The sequence below is a fragment of the Sphaerothrix gracilis Ecp01 genome (assembly GCF_030405905.1).
Lineage (GTDB): Bacteria > Cyanobacteriota > Cyanobacteriia > Phormidesmidales > Phormidesmidaceae > Sphaerothrix > Sphaerothrix gracilis.
In genome coordinates this window covers 12,918-29,776 of record NZ_JASATW010000013.1, presented here as the reverse complement: position 1 = coordinate 29,776, position 16,859 = coordinate 12,918, and the positions used below count along the sequence as shown (strand labels likewise).

The following is a 16,859-nucleotide window of genomic DNA, read 5'->3' as shown; positions in this document are numbered from 1 at the left end:
CTATGCCGCCCAGCCCACCTGTTCTCAACATCATGGAATCTCTGGATATTATCAAATCGAAACTTCATGACATTAAGCCGGATCTCCATCAGCGCTACCGTGTGATTCGCCTGGGGATTTTTGGTTCCTACGTGCGCGGCGAACAAACCCCGGAGAGTGATGTGGATGTATTAGTCGAATTTGATCCCAACTTTCGCTTTGGTCTATTTACCTTCTGCGAACTCGAAAATCAAATTAGCGAGGCGCTGGGCAAAAAAGTGGATTTGGTCATGAAAGATGCCCTCAAACCCCACCTTGGCGATCGCATTCTGCAAGAGGTCATCTATCTATGACAGAGCGGGACATTCGCGATTACTTGCAAGATATCCTCAACCACATCAATCTGGCGGAGCAGTTCATCACCGGTATGACCTTCGAGCAGTTTCAAACCGATGACAAAACCATCTTTGCGGTAACCCGAGCATTAGAGGTCATTGGCGAAGCCAGTAAGCAAATTCCCCTGTCTCTACGGGAAAACTATGCCCAAATCCCGTGGAAAGGCGTAACCGGAATGCGCGATAAGCTGATTCACGCTTATTTCGGCGTAAAAGTAGATGTCCTGTGGGATACCACTCAGCAAGATTTGCCCAGACTGAAGCCCGTTATCCAAGCAATGCTTCGTGACTTGTCGTCTACTCCCGATCCACAATGACCCTCATTAAAGATCTGATCGATATCCCTGAGCGTCTCCAGAAAGGCGACTTTGTCCTCAAGCTCACTGAAGGGGTAACTCGTCCCGAAGCGACTCTCAAGGACTATGTGGTCACCCCAGAACTCAAAGACCGCTTTGATAACGCGCTGACCTTCATTCAAAGTGCTATTCAAACCAACAGCAGCAAAGCCAGCTACTTACACGGCAGCTTTGGTAGCGGTAAAAGCCACTTCATGGCGGTGTTGAATCTTATTTTGGAAGATATTGCTGAAGCAAAAGGCATTAAAGAACTCGCTCCGGTCATTACCAAACACAACGAGTGGATGACGGGCAAACAATTCTTACTGGTGCCTTACCACATGCTCGGTGCCCACGATATGGAATCCGGCATCCTAGGGGGATATGTTGAGTTCATTCGTCGTGAGCACCCAGAAGCCTCCATTCCCGGCGTCTACCTAGCAGAAGGTCTGTTTAAGGATGCTCAGACCCTGCGAGAAACCATGGGCGATGATAAGTTCTTCAGTGCCCTGAGCGAAACGGCCAGCAGCGATAGCGGCTGGGGCGAACTCGCCGCCGGGTGGGATCGCGATCGCTTTGAAGCGGCCATCGCCGCTGGTCCCGGCGATGACGAACGCGCTCAGCTCATTAGCGCTCTGATCAAACAGTTTTTCGGCTCCTACAATGTCCAGGCGGCGGCTCAGGGGGAGGCATTTGTCTCCCTGGATCAGGGATTATCAATCATCAGCAAACACGCCAGAGACTTAGGCTACGATGCCCTTATCCTGTTCTTAGATGAGCTCATCCTCTGGCTAGCCAGCCGCGCCACTGACCTCAAGTTTATTCACCAGGAAGGCCAAAAACTCTCAAAACTGGTAGAAGCTCAGCTTGCCGATCGCCCCATTCCCATCGTTAGCTTTGTGGCCCGGCAGCGAGATCTGAGCGAACTGATTGGCGATTCCATTCCTGGGGCAGAACGGCTCAACTTTAGCGATGCTCTCCAACATTGGGAGGGGCGTTTTCACCACATCACCCTGGAAGATCGCAACCTACCCGCGATCGCCGAAAAACGAGTGTTGAAGTGTAAAAGCAAAGCCACTCGGGAAGAGCTGGATGCCGCCTTTGAGCAAACCGCGAAGGTGCGGGAGTCGGTCATGAACGTCCTGCTCACTAGCGAGGGCGATCGGGAAATGTTCCGCCAGGTCTACCCTTTTAGCCCCGCGTTGGTACAGACCCTAATCGCCGTCTCTAGCGTGCTACAGCGAGAGCGGACGGCCCTCAAGGTGATGATGCAGCTTCTGGTCGATCATCGTGAAACGCTGACGGTCGGCGACATCATCCCAGTCGGCGACTTGTTTGATGTCGTGGCTCACGGCGATGAGGCCTTCAGCCCTGAGATAGCGATCCACTTTAATAACGCCAAGCGTCTTTATCAACAAAAGCTGCTGCCCGAACTGGAGAAAAGCCACGGTCGCCTGGAAGAGCTGGAAAAACTTCCCTTGGATGATCCCAGCCGCGTCACCTTCCGTAATGATGATCGCCTAGTCAAAACCTTACTACTGTCGGCTCTGGTGCCTGAAGTAGAGTCGCTGCGGGGACTCAATGCTGAACGACTCACCAGCCTGAACCATGGCACGATCAAATCGCCGATTCCCGGACGGGAAAGCCAGCTTGTCCTTCAGCGATGTCGAAACTGGGCAGCCAGCGTGGGGGAAATTCGCATTGGCGATGAGATGCGGAACCCCAGCATTTCTGTGCAGCTCTCCGGGGTCGATACCGACACTATCCTCAAGCAGGCCGAACGGGAAGACAATCGAGGCAATCGCTTGCGCCTAATTCGTGACATGGTCTATTCCCAGCTTGAAATTCAGGGAGAAGACCAGTTTGAGCAGTACCACGATTTCACCTGGAAGAATACCAAACGCGCCTGCGTGGTGATCTTTGGCAATATCCGAGAGCTGCCTGAGGGCTCGATGGAGAATCTGGATGATCGCTGGAAAGTGATCATCGATTATCCCTTTGATGAGGCCACGTTCTCCCCCAAAGATGATCGGCAAAAATGTGAAGCATTCAAGCAAAGCCATCCCGAAGGGGCCAAAACCCTGGTTTGGATTCCCTCTTTCTTCAGCGAAGATGCCAAGAAAGAGCTGGGCACATTACTCATCCTGGAACATGTCTTAACGGGAGAACGATTCTCTGGCTACGCTAACCATCTCTCGCCTCAGGAGCGTCAAACTGCGAAGTCTCTCCTCGAAAACCAGCGGAGTGTTTTGCGGCAACGAGTGCTCAATCACCTCGATGCCGCCTATGGCATTAGCAATGCTCGAGAATCTTTAGATGCGGCTACCAGCCTGGAACTGAATGAACAGTTCGTGTCATTGCAGGTTGGCTTTGAACTACAGCCCCCAACCGCTGCTAGCCTGGCAGACGGTCTGCAAAATCTTCTGGAACAAGCATTAACCCACGAATTTCCGGCTGCTCCTGACTTCGAGACGGATGTCAGCAAGTCCAGCCACCTGCAAAAGGTTTACCAATATACCAGTCAGGCCGCCCAAAACCTCCAGGGCCGAGTCGAGGTCGACTATCCTACGCGCAGAATCCTGCGGCAAATCGCGAACCCCCTCAAGCTCGGGGAAATGGGAGCCGATGCGACCCATTTTGTGGTGGGGCAGCACTGGAGACAACACTTCACCCGGAAGATTGCAGAATTGGGCAGTACGCCCCAAGTCCGGCAACTTCGAGAGTGGATTGATCAACCCAAACCCATGGGCCTTTCCAAAGAGCTGCAAAACCTGATTATCCTCACCTTTGCCGATCAAACAGGGCGGAGCTTTTTCCTTCATACTAATCCGAGAGATGTCACCCTCAAGGACATTCCTAACGAGTGCGAGCTGCGGGAGCAAAAACTTCCAGACGAAGCCGTTTGGAAAACCGCTCGGCAGCGAGCTGATGAGATTTTCGGCATATCGGTTGCGGACCTGCGTAAGGCCAGTACGGTGGCTGATTTAGCCGCCAAAGTTCAAGCCAAAGCCAAAGCCGCTGTTGAGAACTGTCAGGGTTACGTGCAGTCTTTGCAAGATAGTTTAGAGACCTTAAATCTCTCTCAAGAGTGCGATCGCATGATGACAGCATCCACGACTCTGGCAATGGTTGAACAACTGAGTGCCGCTAAGGAAGATGACGTGGTGGAATTACTGGGAGAATGTGCGATCGCCACTTCAGCAGCCGCCATGGCGGAATGTATGAAAAAAGCTGACAACCTTACAAGAAGTCTAAATAGTGACAGTTGGGCAATATTCCAAATTGTGGCTGAGCTTTCTGGTGACCTAGAAAGTGAGGCTAAACGTGTTTTACAGACTCTGAGTGAGGCTCTTAGGAGCGATGAGCATGTTATTTCTCTGGATTTACAACTCAAGCAGTCGCTAAATCAAGCTCTAAGACTGTTAAGAGAGCAATCTAAATCGGAAACACCTAGACCGGAACCACCAGATAAACAGCCTCATATTTCACCAGTTGTACCTGATCCAACCGAAACCAAAGTCATAGAGACCAGTGATACTGGTACTGCAACAACCACAGTCCGAACAGTCAGCGAAGGGCGTGAAAATAATTTGAGTCTCACGGCAGCTAAAGAACTTTTAGACAAACTAGGCAAAGGGCTCAAAGCAAGCGAAAATGTGCGTCTAAGCATCAGTTGGATTATCGAGGAGACTCATCACAGCGAGTGATAGCCGCGCCCACGTTCAGCCAGATTAAAGCTCAGGTTTCCGCCATCCTACAGCGATCAAACGGCAGCCAGGTCATCGGGATTTATGCCCAAGGCCGCTGGACAGGCGATCGCCAGCAGTTTGACGGCGAACAGTGCTACCTGATTGATCAGTGCGACTCTCCTCTAGCACTCCGCATTGCCCTTCAAAAAGGGCAACAAGAACGAGCTACAGAGGACAAGTTAAAGTACGCTATCCAGGTTATCGTGACTCCGATTTCTGAAAGCGAGTTATCGGAAGATATCCTGATTCGCTTCGTTAAGCAGCGCTTATTTACCATTGACTCCTGGCAAATCGTCAAATCTCTGTTCCGAGCTACCAATATTGATCCTCGGCTCGCTCAGTATCAGTGGCTGCCTGAAATCTTGATGGACTGGATTCCTCCTGACCAATATTCGCCGGTCATGGGGGGATTTTTAGATGCTGAAGTGGTGTGGCCCCTGTTACTCAACCATGGCCTCGGTTTTGAAGTAGAGAAACCTGATTTACCCACAATTTTGCAGTGGTCTACCACATCGGATCATGTCAAACGTTATCAAAAAGCGCCGCGAGAATTTAAGGCCGCTGCTTGTGAGTGGCTGATTAGCCAAGCAGGACCTATGGTTGCAACAATCTTGCACTGCATAGAGTACAATCAACAGCCTGATACCCTGGCGCTTGGACTCGCCGCAGCCGTGGTTTACCATCCTGAAGCCCAGCTTGATCGAGCTATCGGCAAATTTGAAGAGCGATTTCTATCAGGCCTAACTCCCGATCCCAATGAGATCGCCGTTTGGAGCAATGCTTCCCAGCAGGCTTTGAAAGCATTACCCGATCAACAGCAACTCCTCATTCAGCGGAGCGACCAAATCCTTTCAGAAATTGGAGCCGCAGATTTTGCTTATCTCAGTTCCCTCTCGGAACTAGGGTTTAATCAGCACCTCACGACTTTAAGCGAATATCTCATCGAACTGATTAAGAAGCCGACTCAAGCTGCTTTGGACACTTCACGTAAGGTCTACCAATCAATACAGACTCATCAGCAGGCGACTTTATATACCCCAAAACGCCGTCTGCAACGCCTAGACATGGCGATGCGACTCGCTCAATGGCTTGTTGCTGATGCAAAAAATGCTTCTCAAGCGCCCGAATCTCTAGAAGATGCGATCACCCACCATACAAAAACAGGCGGCTTTCTTGATTGGGCCAGACTCATGTTGCCAGTCGCTGAGCCTCATAGAGAACTTTCGATCGCTTACGGAAAGCTATTTGATGTCGTCACCGCAATGCGTGAAAAACAGTCCCAGCAATTTGCTCAACTTTTAAAAGATTGGACGGCAGTTGGATCAACCCGAAAGTCTGTGTTAGCCATTGAGCAAATTCTAGAAACGGTCGTTGCTCCTTTGGCCGAGTCTAATCCGGTTCTATTAGTGGTCATGGACGGCATGAGCTTGGCCGTTGCCTATGAACTGTTGGCCGATCTCACTCAAAATAATTGGCGACTCGTTGCGCCAGAGTCTCAGAATTTGCCTATCCAGGCTGGGCTGGCAGCTATCCCCTCTGACACGAGTGTGTCTCGTGTCAGCTTGCTCTGTGGTCAGCTCACTCAGGGGCAGCAAAATCACGAGAAGAAGGGATTTGCCCAACACCCATCCTTGCTGCGGCACTGTAAGCGCAGTGCCCCTCCTCTGCTGTTCCACAAAGACGCTCTGCAGTCAATCAATCCGCCGATCCTTTCAGGGGAGCTATACGATGCCCTCGACTCGGAGAAACATCAGGTTGTTGGTCTGGTTCTTAATGCTGTAGATGACTTACTGGGCAAGGGGGATCAGGTTGATATCGCCTGGACGTGCGATCGTATCAAGGTCCTGGAACCGATTTTGCAAGCCGCCAATAACGCCGGACGATTAGTCATCCTAACCAGTGACCATGGGCATATTCTCCACCACGGTACTCAGTATCAATCAGCTAAAGGGGGAGAACGCTGGCGTATTGATGACAGCAGCCCCAAAAAGGGGGAACTTCAAATTGCGGGCGATCGCGTAATCTCAGCCAATGGTAAGTCAGTCATTGTCCCCTGGACTGAGAAACTTCGTTACAGTAGCAATAAGAAAAATGGGTATCACGGAGGCATCACTCCTCAGGAGATGCTCGTTCCTATTGCTGTACTGACCCCATCTGATAAGTGCCTGCAAGACTGGCAAACAAAAAGGATCCAATTTCCTGAATGGTGGCAGTTAGAGCAATTTGATACATCTGAATCAGATATGCCTTCTTCTAAATCCGTAGCCTCTGATAACGAGCCCTTAAGTTCTCTTCCCCTGTTTAGCTATGCAGCCTCAAGTGAATGATTTTGCAGGGAAATCTTTGCCGCACTGAGGCTTGGTATTAGTCAAAACTTAAGCTGTTCGCATGAAGCGAAGCCTTTAGTAAACAAACTTGTCTACGTTTATCATTCGCAAATAAAAGTCGCTAAAACGAAGGTTTATGGTACATTTTTACCAGTTATTTTTGCCTGGCATACCATGGCACAAGATTTTGATTATCCAGATATCCGGCGGCTTGAGTTGGACGATACTGAGATTGTGGAGTTAAGCGATCGCGCTCTCGACACGGAGCCCTTTCAAGTCCTGCTTGAATGCAAGACGGCATTTCGGGTACCTGCTAAATGGCAAGAAGGCAGATGCCATTATTGCGGGATGCGGTTCAAATCTATGGTGAAATATCAGGCGAGAATAAAAAGCGTCAGCTAGTCGTGCAAGTGGTGATATGTCAAAGCGTACTAGGCGGTTGTTTCGGTGGGCGATTTTGATGGCGATCGCAACCACCACCATCATCCTTCCTGCCCAGGCGCAACTCAACGTCTCCCCCGAAGCGATCGCCATCGCCGGAACCCGTGCTGACCGAGTTTCTACAACCCTGACCTTCAGCGATATTGATGGTATTCACGTTTTGCAGGCCGCTGTTTCAGACCTACGCCGAGCTGATGGTGGGGCGATTCTTCCTGCCAGCAGTATTCGCATCGATCCCCCCAAACTTGAGGTGCTAGCAGATACCCCAGCCCAGACAACCATTGCTATAGATTTAGCCGATGCCTCAGCCAGTGGAGAATTTGCTGGTTCTTTGTATCTCTATCGCCCTGAGGGACGGCAGATTGTGCCCCTCATTGTTCGGATTAAAGCAGCTCCGTGGTGGCCCTGGCTGGTAATGCTATTGGGTGTGGGCTTGGGCACCTGGCTCTCGTTTTATAGAGCGGAAGGGCAAGCGCGCGATCAGGTAGTTGTTCAAGTTGGACGTCTCCGTAATCAGATGCGAAGTGATGCAGAACTTGACCCAGACTTCCGAGCCAGTATTGAGTCTGAACTGGTGGACGTGGAATCGGAGATAGAAGATAAAAATTGGGAAGCTGCAAAAGCTGAGGCACTTGAGGCTAGGGCTTTATGGAATCGCTGGCGCAAAGGCCGAGAAGACTGGCTAGCTCAACTCAAAGATGGTAAGGCTCTAGTCACAGAAAATTTTGATCAGTTACCTAATCCAGTAAAATCTACACCTTATATGCAGGGTGTCAAAGACCAGGTTGATGCCGTCTTCCGCAAGTTGAGAACAGGGCAGTACGAGACTCCGCAATCCTTAAAAGACGATTTCTCAGCAATTCGCCAAAGTCTTTCTCAATATAGAGAGGGAGAGGCAATGGTGGGTTATCTCAAGGAGATGCGAGCAGACTCTGGGCTTTCTGGAGCAAAAGAGCAGTATTGGATAAACGAGCTAGGCTTGCTAGAACAACAGCTTGGCAATACGTCTCCCGATGCCGAAAGCTTCCAAAAGTGGAAAGAGGGCTTGACTGCGGCTAAGACAAAGATGCAGGAGGATATTGCCGAAGCGGCATCAGCCAAGTCTGTTGACACTGGCGTAAGAGCATTGGCTAGTCGTTCGGCAGATGAACAATTGATTCTTAGTCAGAAGTTGCCTCCTGGGCCATCGATCAGCTCTGTATTCCAGCCTGATAGGGTTTCTCAGGCAAGGCGCAATCTCAAGATATTTAATTGGATCAGCCGCGTTGTCGCGATCGCACTCCTGGCCTGGTTAGGCATGACCGAACTCTACGGCAGCAATCCGACCTTTGGAGCCGAACCCCTGAGGGACTACTTGGCTCTGCTAGCCTGGGGATTTGGCGCTGAGCTGACCCGTGAATCGGTCGTGAGTGCAACCCAGAATTTAGGTTTGCCGTTGACCAAGTAAAATTATGGAGAACTTCCTGGTTCAAAGCTCGTAAGGTGTGAAATCCTTCTCGTAGAGGGCGTATCTATGGGTATTCCCGTTCCCTGGGAGTGAAAGGCTATATCGTCAGGTCATCGTCATAGGCTCATGCCAATTCGTAAGCGTTGGGCGTTTCTTGTTGGAATCAACCGTTACACAGATTACGGTACCCTCAGCTATTGCGTGGATGACGTTCTAACCCTGGAGAAGCTTCTTAAGGCTTTAGATTACACGGTGGTTTCGCTACATGACCGCCTGGACCAGGAAGATCGAGATGGCAATCCTAACCCTCGTTATCCCACCGAGAACAATATCCGTGCCGAGCTGAAGAACCTTTGTGCAGCTATCAAGGACGGCGAAAACCAGGGCCAGGATGATTTACTGCTGACTTATTTTGCCTGCCACGGCACTCGCCAACCTGATGACCAGCCGCGACTCGTTGCCAGAGATACTCGTAAATCTCTTGTGCAAACTGGAGCAATATCCATTGAGGAAATCGAGCAGGCGATGAATGCCAGTGGGGCAGGCTGCAAGATTCTCATGCTTGATGCCTGTCATATCGGATTAGGCAAGACTGGCACCCGTGCCCCAGAAGATCCTGAACTGCTGAGAAAGATTCATGACTTGGCTAAAGGCTACGCGCTGATTACCGCCAGCACCGACCAGCAGGACGCCCATGAGTGGGATGGCGCGTGTCACGGGGTTTTTAGTTTTTATGTGCTTTCCGGATTGAGTGGCAAAGCCGACCTTCACGATAAAGATTACGTTACTGTGGGCGACCTCTCAGGATATGTCCTAAGTAAGCTGCAAGACTGGCGCGTAGAGCAAGGCATTGACCAGGTGCCCCAAGGAAGAGTAGAAGGCAACCTTGGTGACTTTATTTTGATCGACCAATATCGCCGACTGCAGCAATCCTTCTTACCAGAAGCATCCCTCAATGAAGCACTGTCCCCTGGTCAGGGTCTGCAAAGCCGTGGTCGATCGCCAAATCAGGTGATTGAATGCCTCTGGTCATTGAATTGTGAGCCTCAGTGCCAAACGTTTAAGACCAACACGTCGAGGACGAGACGGGCTGCTGCTTTTGTCGTTCAGGCCAAGGACTCCCGTATTCAGCACTGGCTGGTCAAACGTCTGGTGAACCAAATCCCTAATGTTGCTAATGCCAGGGTATTTCCCATTACTGTGCCTACTCATCCCATGTGGAAAAATCGGGATTTTGAGGAGTTGTGGCAAGACCTGGCTCGTAAGCTGCATTGTGCTGGTGAAAAAGCCGCCGTTATTGCAGCGCTGGTTGAGGTGTACCGCACCCAGCCTATTATTATGGCCATGTATGGTTGGTCAGCCATGTCGAGGTCTCAAGCTTTACAAAAACAAGTGTTAGACGAACTCTGGCAGCCCCTGGTCAAGGCCATTGGGGCGTTGAATGAACAGCCGCTGCGATCGCGCGTCATTCTGTTTTTGGCAGAAGGGCGAGATTTAGCTGCTGAAGCCCCTGCACCTGATAATTCAGCCAATCCCGTAGTCCCGATTCGCCTTGAGCCGCTGACCCAGATCAGTCGCGAACACGTAGCCGACTGGTTAGAGAGTGACGTTGTGTTTTCGGTGCTGAGTCAGTACCTGGCTGAAGATCAGATTGGGGCCTTAATTGACGAAGAAATTTTGGAATGGAGTTCTGACCCAGTTCAAGCCATTGAAGAGATTTGCTACATCTTTGAACTCGAAAACGGCATTGCAGACATTGAGGCCGATTGGAGGCTGGCAGGATGACGAAACCGCCCAAGATTGATTACACCTACACCGGAGCCGACCCCTATCAGCCCTCCGCTGATGGTTTGCGCGATCCCCAGGGCCGTGAGTATTTCCCTTACCTGCCTGAACCCGGATTGCGAAAAGCCCTTAACCTCGCGATCGCTCTACAGAGACCTCTGCTGCTGGAGGGTGAACCCGGCTGCGGTAAAACCCGTGTGGCCTCAGCTCTGGCGTTTGAATTGTCTTGTAAGCAGTTAAACGACAAACACCCCCAACCCGATAACAAAGAAGGTTGGTGGAACTTCTACATTTGGAACATTACCTCCACCAGCCGGGCGCAAGATGGACTGTACACCTTTGATGCCGTTGGTCGCCTGCGGGATGCCCAGCTCATTGGTTCTGACCCTGCACGATTGAAGAAATATCTGGGAGAGAAGGAAACTTCAGCCCTGGAAAATCGCTTATCGAACAAAGAACAATATCGAGAATTTGGAGCGCTAGGGCAAGCTCTGCGGGAGCAAACCACTCGCCCAGTGCTGCTCATTGATGAAATCGACAAAGCTGATAGCGATTTTCCTAACGATCTACTTCTGGAACTGGATGAATTGCGCCTCGAGATTCCTGAAACGGGGGAAAAAATTAAGCCTCCAGAGGCCCATAATAAACCCATCATCCTTATCACTAGCAATCGCGAAAAGCCTCTACCAGAGCCCTTTTTACGGCGCTGTTTATATTACTACGTGCCTTTCCCGGACGAAGAAACCCTAAAGCGCATCATTGCAGCCCGATTCGGTGAACGGATTAAGGCTAAGCAGGACTTAGTGAGTAAAGCCGTAGAAAAATTTACCGCCATCTACGACCTGCTGAAAGGTCAACCGGGCAGCCGCCCTCCCGGCACCAGCGAATTGATCGAGTTTCTGACGGCATTGATTCAGGAGGGTAAAACCGTGGAAGAAGCGATCGCCGAACTCGACAAACTGGCGAAACGACGGCACCTGGATAGCGATTCACGACCGCGTGCGCGGCTGGCTCAGAGCCGATAGCGGCAGACCAGAAAGTCCTACTCAAGCCGTTATCGACAGCCAAAGCGTCCAGAGTGCCACGATGGTCAGTGAAGCGGTCGGCTATGACGGTGGCAAACAGGTCAAGGGACGCAAGCGTCATCTGACAGTCGATACACTGGGCTTAGTGCTGCGGGTCCTGGTCACTGCTGCCAATGCCTCAGAAAAGAGCCAGGCCAAAGCAATGCTCAAGCGGGTCAAGCAAATGGGAGAGCAGGTCAAGCGGCTTTACCTAGTCTGGGCTGATGGAGGCTACGGCGGCGAGCCCTTTCTACGCTGGGTGATGGACACGCTGGGATGGATTTTGCAAGTGGTCCTGCGGCCAGAAGCAGCCAAGGGTTTTGTGCTGCTCAAGAAGCGATGGGTGGTGGAGCGCACTTTTGGCTGGCTCAACTGGTCGAGGCGCTTGAGCAAAGACTATGAGCGACTGCCGGCTTCTTCTGAAGCGATGGTCTACATCTCGATGATTCGCCTGATGGTCAGGCGGTTGGCGTAGCATTAGCTACCCGTTAGCACTTCTCATACAGCCTCTGATTGCCAGGTTTAAACGACCTCAATCTGCTAATCGCGACATTTAATGTGCGAATGTACATCTCTAATTAAAAGCCGATGGCGGGATTTGAACCCGCGACCGCTCGATTACGAATCGAGTGCTCTACCACTGAGCCACATCGGCAGCTAACGGCTTACTAGTATAGCAGCCCAATTACGCAGAGTTACAGTCAAAATCCGCTAGCTTGACTAACTGACTAAACCCGATCGCAGCGCCCGCACAGCCGCCTGGGTGCGATCGCTCACGCACAGCTTATTCAGAATGTTCCGCACATGGGTTTTAACGGTTCCCACCGTAACGTAGAGCTTTTCCGCAATCTCGGCATTGCTGTTGCCGGCCACAATCAGATCTAGGATTTCGAGTTCTCGCTCCGTTAGCGGACAGGTATCTAAAATTTGGCGATATTCCGGCTCAATTGCGGCAATTTGCACCATAGCTTCCTCTTCACTCTCGGCAGGCTGCTGGCGAAACTTACGTAGCACAATGCTGGCGATCGCCGGATCAATCCAGCAGTTGCCGCTGGCCGTTTCCTCAACGGCAACAATTAAATCAGCCGTATTGACTTCTTTGGTGCAGTAAGAATCAGCTCCTGCGGCAAAGGCAGCTAGCACGACTTCTTCACTGTCATGCATAGTGAGAATTAAAATCTTAGTCCTCGTTTCAGGAGACTCAGCACTTATATGCTGCCGAAACTTGCGAGTCAGCTCAATGCCATCAATATCAGGCAAGCCGATGTCGACAATTGCCACATGAGGATGGGATCTTTCGAGCAGTTGCAGGCCCTGCAGGCCATTAGCAGCTTCCCCAATAAACTTCATGCCGTGCTGCTGTAGAGCGGTCCGTAATCCAACACGTGTTAGATCATGATCCTCAATGAGAGCAACTTGAATCTCATCCATAACCAGCGAATCTCCGAAACTTTAGATAAAGAGTGTATAAGAATGAGGAGAGAGTGACTTAGCCTGAGTAAAAAAGATGAATTTGAGTTTCAGTCTTTTAGCTTCTCAATAGAAACGTCGTTAGTCATCTATCAACAGGCGTAGACAGCTAAAGTAAAGATCTTGATCAGCCTAACTAGTTTTTGCAATTTTTAGTGCTAGCTTAAAAAAGTTGATTTGCCATCCCCTATTGGGTGCTTGAAAATCAGAATCTTTTAGTTGAAAGATAATCCCCTTTGAAGACTTTTCTATAGGCTACCTAAACTTACAATAGATGTTTGTTTAACATCAGGGTAATGTTCTAGCAGTTGGTAAGAATTCTGCCCCGGGTAGCCAATATATCTATGTCGATAATATGACCAATCTAGAAACTGAGAATAAAACCGACAAGATTTTAGTTGTTGACGATTTGCCAGACAACCTAGAGTTGGTTGAAGCCATTTTGGAGGGGTCAGGGTATGAAATCACCTGCGTTCAAAGTGGTGAGGCCGCTTTAGATGCTGTTTATAGAACGCTGCCAGATTTGGTGTTGCTAGACGTGATGATGCCAAAGATGGATGGCTATGAGGTGACTCGTCGCCTCAGAGAAGATAAGAGCCTACCTTATATTCCGATTCTATTAACAACGGCTCACAATCAGCCTAGCGTGGTTAAAGGGCTGGATGCAGGAGCAGATGATTTTATTCGCAAACCGGTTGAAATTGACGAGCTGATGGCACGAGTACGATCGCTCCTGCGGCTCAAAAACAGCATTGACGAGCAGGTGGAAATCCTACGGCAGCGGGATGATTTTGTGGCTCGTTTGACTCACGATTTGCGGACGCCTTTGGTCGCCGCTAATCGAGTTCTGCAATTCTGTTTAGAGGGGGCTTTTGGTCAGGCCCCGGATGATATGCAAATCGCGATCGCCAATATCCTCGATAACAACAAAAACCTGCTGCAGATGACCAATACGCTGCTAGAAGTTTATCGGCATGAAGCAGGTCATAAAAGTTTGACGCCGGCTACCATAGATCTGCGAGAACTGGTAGAAAACGTAGCCAGTGAGCTAAAACCGCTCTCTAGTGAGAAGGGCTTAGAGCTGAAGCTGAGCTCCAGTGCTGACCGTTCTTACAGGGTGATTGGCGATCGCCTAGAGCTACGGCGCATCATCACCAACATCCTCAGCAACGCGATTAAATTTACCGATCAGGGATTTATTGAGGTGCGGCTAGAGACTTCTAGCCAGGAGCTAGCGGGCAGTTCACAGTCCTCCTGGGTACAGGTTGCCATACAGGATACCGGCCCCGGCATTCCCCCGGAAGAACAGGTGCAGATTTTTGAGTGGTTTCGACCGGGCAAGCATCGGCGCTCTGGCAGTGGCTTAGGGCTGCACCTATCCCGCCGCATTGCCGAAATGCATAGTGGTTCGCTGACGGTGAAGTCTCAGCTAGGTGAGGGAAGCTGCTTTATCTTAGCTTTGCCGATGGCAGAAGCCAGCTAGCCTAATACCCCAGCGCTTTGCCATCGCTGCGGGGATCGCAGCCAGCCCTGAGCTGCCCGGTTTGCGGGTCAATCACGATGGCATGAGCATGGCCCATCTGCTCAGACCAGTCAGCAACAAGGCTAAGCCGATGCTGACGCTGCTGCAGTTGTGCTTGGATGTCAGAGCCAATCCTTTTTTCTAGCCGTAGCTGACTGCTCGACTCGCCCCAGGTACGACCCCACAGCCAGCGGGGTAAGTCGATTGCGGTTTGGGGATCTAGGCCAAAATCTAGCATTCGGGTCAGCAGGGCGGCTTGAGTTTGCGGCTGTCCTTCGCCGCCCATCGTGCCAAAGACAATGGCGAGGCGGCCATCAGGCTGTGTCACCATTGCCGGAATCAGGGTGTGAAAGGTGCGCTTGCCCGGTTCTAGGCAGTTGACGTGATTGGGATCTAGGGAAAAGAAGCAGCCGCGATTTTGTAGAATCACGCCGGTGCCTGCCGGAACAACGCCGGAACCAAAGTCAAAGTAGAGGCTCTGAATTAAAGAAACCCCGTTGCCTTCTGAATCAACTACAGCGGAATAGGTGGTATCGCCGCCCAGGCTTCCCGGCAGATAGGAGCTGGCCTGAGTCAAACTGATCTGAGGGCGGCGGCGATCGCTATAAGCCTTAGAAATCAGCGTTTCAACTGGAATATCAACAAAATCGGGGTCGCTAAGCCACCGATCGCGATCGGCAAAGGCCAGCTTCGTTGCCTCTACCAGCAGGTGGTAATAGTCCGCGCTGTTAAGCCCGATTTCAGCTAGATCGAACGGCTCAATCAGATTGAGTATTTGCAGTACCGCTAAGCCCTGGGTGTTGGGCGGCATTTCGTAAACCTGGTAGCCTCGGTAAGCGGTACTGATGGGGCTGACCCAGGTAGAGCAATGCTGGGCAAAATCGTCTAGCTGTAAAAGACCGCCCAGGGATTGCAAGCCTGATACCAGCGCTTGGGCAATTCGGCCTTGATAAAAGGCATCACGCCCTTCGGCGGCTAAAGTCTTCAAGGTCTGAGCCAGTGCCGGATTACTTAAATGGGTTCCGGCTGCCGGCGGCTGTCCCTCTGGCAGAAAGGCGGTTTGGCTGCCGGGATAGGCTGCCAGCGTTTCCTGATTGCGCCGCGTCCAGCGGGCCTGAGAGGCTGTAACCAGATAACCCTGCTCAGCCAGCGCGATCGCCGGTTGCAAAACCTGCTGCCAATCCAGTTTGCCAAAGCGCTGGTGGGCCTGATGCCAAGCATCTACCGTTCCGGGGACGGTAATGGCGGCTAAAGGCCCCCGCTGGGGAATAGACTCTAGCTTTTGCTGGGCGTAGAACTCACGGGTGACGGCCTGACCCGCCCGCCCGGAGCCATTGAGGCCGTGAATTTGAGAGTCAGCGGCGCTATAAATCAGCCAAAAGGAATCGCCGCCGAGGCCAGTCATGTGGGGATAGACTACGGAGAGAGCGGCATTGACGGCGATCGCTGCATCTACAGCGCTGCCCCCCTGCTGCAAGATAGTCAATCCGGCTGCCGAGGCGAGGTGATGAGGGCACACCACCATGCCGCGATCGCCCGTAGCCACCGGGCGCGTAGGATATCCGGTTAAGTCGAAAGTCACAGCTAGCCTAAGCGATAGCCAAAGCCGCGCACCGTCTTGAGATATTGCGGATTGCTGGGATCAACCTCCAGCTTTTCGCGAATCCAGCGGATGTGAACGTCTACCGTCTTGTTGTCACCCATGAAGTCATGGCCCCAAACCTGATCAATAATTTGATCGCGTGACCAAACCCGCCGGGGCTGACTCATAAACAGCTCTAGGATGCGAAATTCCTTGGGGGAAAGGCTCAGCTCCTCACTTTTGAGAAAGACCCGGCATTCTCTAGGGTGCAGGGTAATGTCTTGGAACCGCAGCACTGGCTCGTCGTTTTGCTTGGCCACTAAGCGCGATCGCCGCAGCAGCGCCCGGCAGCGGGCAATCAGCTCTCTCATGCCAAAGGGCTTGGCCAGATAGTCGTCAGCTCCGACCTCTAAACCCACTACCCGATCGGTTTCAGTACCCTTGGCGCTGAGGATCAAAATTGGCATGTCTATGCCCTGATGCCGCAGCAGCCGACACAGATCTAACCCATTCATACCGGGCAGCATTAAATCTAAAATGACTAGGCTGATGTCGGGAGCCGGATTGTTGAGGCTATTGACGGTGCCGCCCAGCATATCCAAAGCGCTAAGGCCATCTTCGGCCACCGAAACATCAAATCCTTCTTCAGCTAAAGCCAGCGCGATCGTTTCTCGAATCAGTTCTTCATCTTCAACGACCAAAACGCGGCCCAATCCCACACGGATGTTTGACTGAACTTGAGCAAGCTCCAGAGATGACATAG

The 16,859-nt window shown here is 51.4% G+C and carries 11 protein-coding genes, 1 tRNA gene and 1 pseudogene; 9 read left to right on the top strand and 4 right to left on the bottom strand.

All coding sequences use genetic code 11. From position 1 onward, the window contains the following. Positions 1-32: 32 nt before the first annotated feature. The 8 genes and pseudogenes from QJQ48_RS15655 to QJQ48_RS15620 form a co-directional block, all read left to right on the top strand. Complete coding sequence (locus QJQ48_RS15655) at positions 33-332, top strand: nucleotidyltransferase family protein (protein ID WP_428843058.1); 300 nt, start codon at positions 33-35, stop codon at positions 330-332. Then, a complete protein-coding gene (locus tag QJQ48_RS15650; RefSeq protein WP_346292177.1) occupies positions 329-691 on the top strand; it encodes a HepT-like ribonuclease domain-containing protein in 363 nt (120 codons plus the stop codon). Before QJQ48_RS15655 ends, QJQ48_RS15650 begins: the two co-directional genes overlap by 4 nt. Then, entirely contained in the window at positions 688-4,416 is a 3,729-nt protein-coding gene (locus QJQ48_RS15645) for a DUF6079 family protein (protein ID WP_346292176.1), read from the top strand. The genes QJQ48_RS15650 and QJQ48_RS15645 overlap by 4 nt, the downstream gene beginning before the upstream one ends. Continuing rightward, on the top strand, positions 4,413-6,785 hold the full coding sequence (gene pglZ / locus QJQ48_RS15640) for a BREX-2 system phosphatase PglZ (RefSeq protein WP_346292175.1): 2,373 nt from the start codon (positions 4,413-4,415) through the stop codon (positions 6,783-6,785). The genes QJQ48_RS15645 and pglZ overlap by 4 nt, the downstream gene beginning before the upstream one ends. A 418-nt stretch (positions 6,786-7,203) precedes the next feature. Beyond that, a complete protein-coding gene (locus QJQ48_RS15635) occupies positions 7,204-8,673 on the top strand; it encodes a hypothetical protein (RefSeq protein ID WP_346292174.1) in 1,470 nt (489 codons plus the stop codon). A gap of 126 nt (positions 8,674-8,799) precedes the next feature. Next, entirely contained in the window at positions 8,800-10,458 is a 1,659-nt protein-coding gene (locus QJQ48_RS15630; protein ID WP_346292173.1) for a caspase family protein, read from the top strand. Further along, positions 10,455-11,483, top strand: coding sequence for an AAA family ATPase (locus QJQ48_RS15625; protein WP_346292172.1), 1,029 nt, complete (start codon positions 10,455-10,457; stop codon positions 11,481-11,483). The genes QJQ48_RS15630 and QJQ48_RS15625 overlap by 4 nt, the downstream gene beginning before the upstream one ends. Beyond that, positions 11,416-11,997: pseudogene (locus QJQ48_RS15620) on the top strand (IS5 family transposase); the annotation flags it as partial. The gene QJQ48_RS15625 and the pseudogene QJQ48_RS15620, both read left to right, overlap by 68 nt. Before the next feature lie 108 nt (positions 11,998-12,105). Here the strand turns inward: QJQ48_RS15620 and QJQ48_RS15615 are convergent. Both QJQ48_RS15615 and QJQ48_RS15610 read right to left on the bottom strand, forming a co-directional pair. Then, positions 12,106-12,177: transfer RNA gene (locus tag QJQ48_RS15615), tRNA-Thr, on the bottom strand. A 65-nt stretch (positions 12,178-12,242) separates the two neighbouring features. Then, entirely contained in the window at positions 12,243-12,953 is a 711-nt protein-coding gene (locus QJQ48_RS15610; RefSeq protein WP_346292171.1) for a response regulator, read from the bottom strand. 394 nt (positions 12,954-13,347) lie between these two features. Between QJQ48_RS15610 and QJQ48_RS15605 the strand changes: the two genes are divergently transcribed. Continuing rightward, a complete protein-coding gene (locus QJQ48_RS15605; protein WP_346292170.1) occupies positions 13,348-14,475 on the top strand; it encodes a hybrid sensor histidine kinase/response regulator in 1,128 nt (375 codons plus the stop codon). Between the two features lies 1 nt (position 14,476). Here the strand turns inward: QJQ48_RS15605 and ggt are convergent, their stop codons facing one another. Next, a complete protein-coding gene (gene ggt / locus QJQ48_RS15600; protein ID WP_346292169.1) occupies positions 14,477-16,096 on the bottom strand; it encodes a gamma-glutamyltransferase in 1,620 nt (539 codons plus the stop codon). 2 nt (positions 16,097-16,098) lie between these two features. Next, entirely contained in the window at positions 16,099-16,857 is a 759-nt protein-coding gene (locus QJQ48_RS15595) for a response regulator transcription factor (RefSeq protein WP_346292168.1), read from the bottom strand. Positions 16,858-16,859 lie beyond the last annotated feature (2 nt).

Coding starts and splice junctions, on each gene's coding strand:
- QJQ48_RS15605 (WP_346292170.1), top strand. CDS start 13,348: ATGACCAATCTAGAAACTGAGAATAAAACCGACAAGATTTTAGTTGTT.
- QJQ48_RS15595 (WP_346292168.1), bottom strand. CDS start 16,857: ATGTCATCTCTGGAGCTTGCTCAAGTTCAGTCAAACATCCGTGTGGGA.
- QJQ48_RS15655 (WP_428843058.1), top strand. CDS start 33: ATGGAATCTCTGGATATTATCAAATCGAAACTTCATGACATTAAGCCG.
- QJQ48_RS15625 (WP_346292172.1), top strand. CDS start 10,455: ATGACGAAACCGCCCAAGATTGATTACACCTACACCGGAGCCGACCCC.
- QJQ48_RS15650 (WP_346292177.1), top strand. CDS start 329: ATGACAGAGCGGGACATTCGCGATTACTTGCAAGATATCCTCAACCAC.
- QJQ48_RS15635 (WP_346292174.1), top strand. CDS start 7,204: ATGTCAAAGCGTACTAGGCGGTTGTTTCGGTGGGCGATTTTGATGGCG.
- QJQ48_RS15645 (WP_346292176.1), top strand. CDS start 688: ATGACCCTCATTAAAGATCTGATCGATATCCCTGAGCGTCTCCAGAAA.
- QJQ48_RS15630 (WP_346292173.1), top strand. CDS start 8,800: ATGCCAATTCGTAAGCGTTGGGCGTTTCTTGTTGGAATCAACCGTTAC.
- QJQ48_RS15610 (WP_346292171.1), bottom strand. CDS start 12,953: ATGGATGAGATTCAAGTTGCTCTCATTGAGGATCATGATCTAACACGT.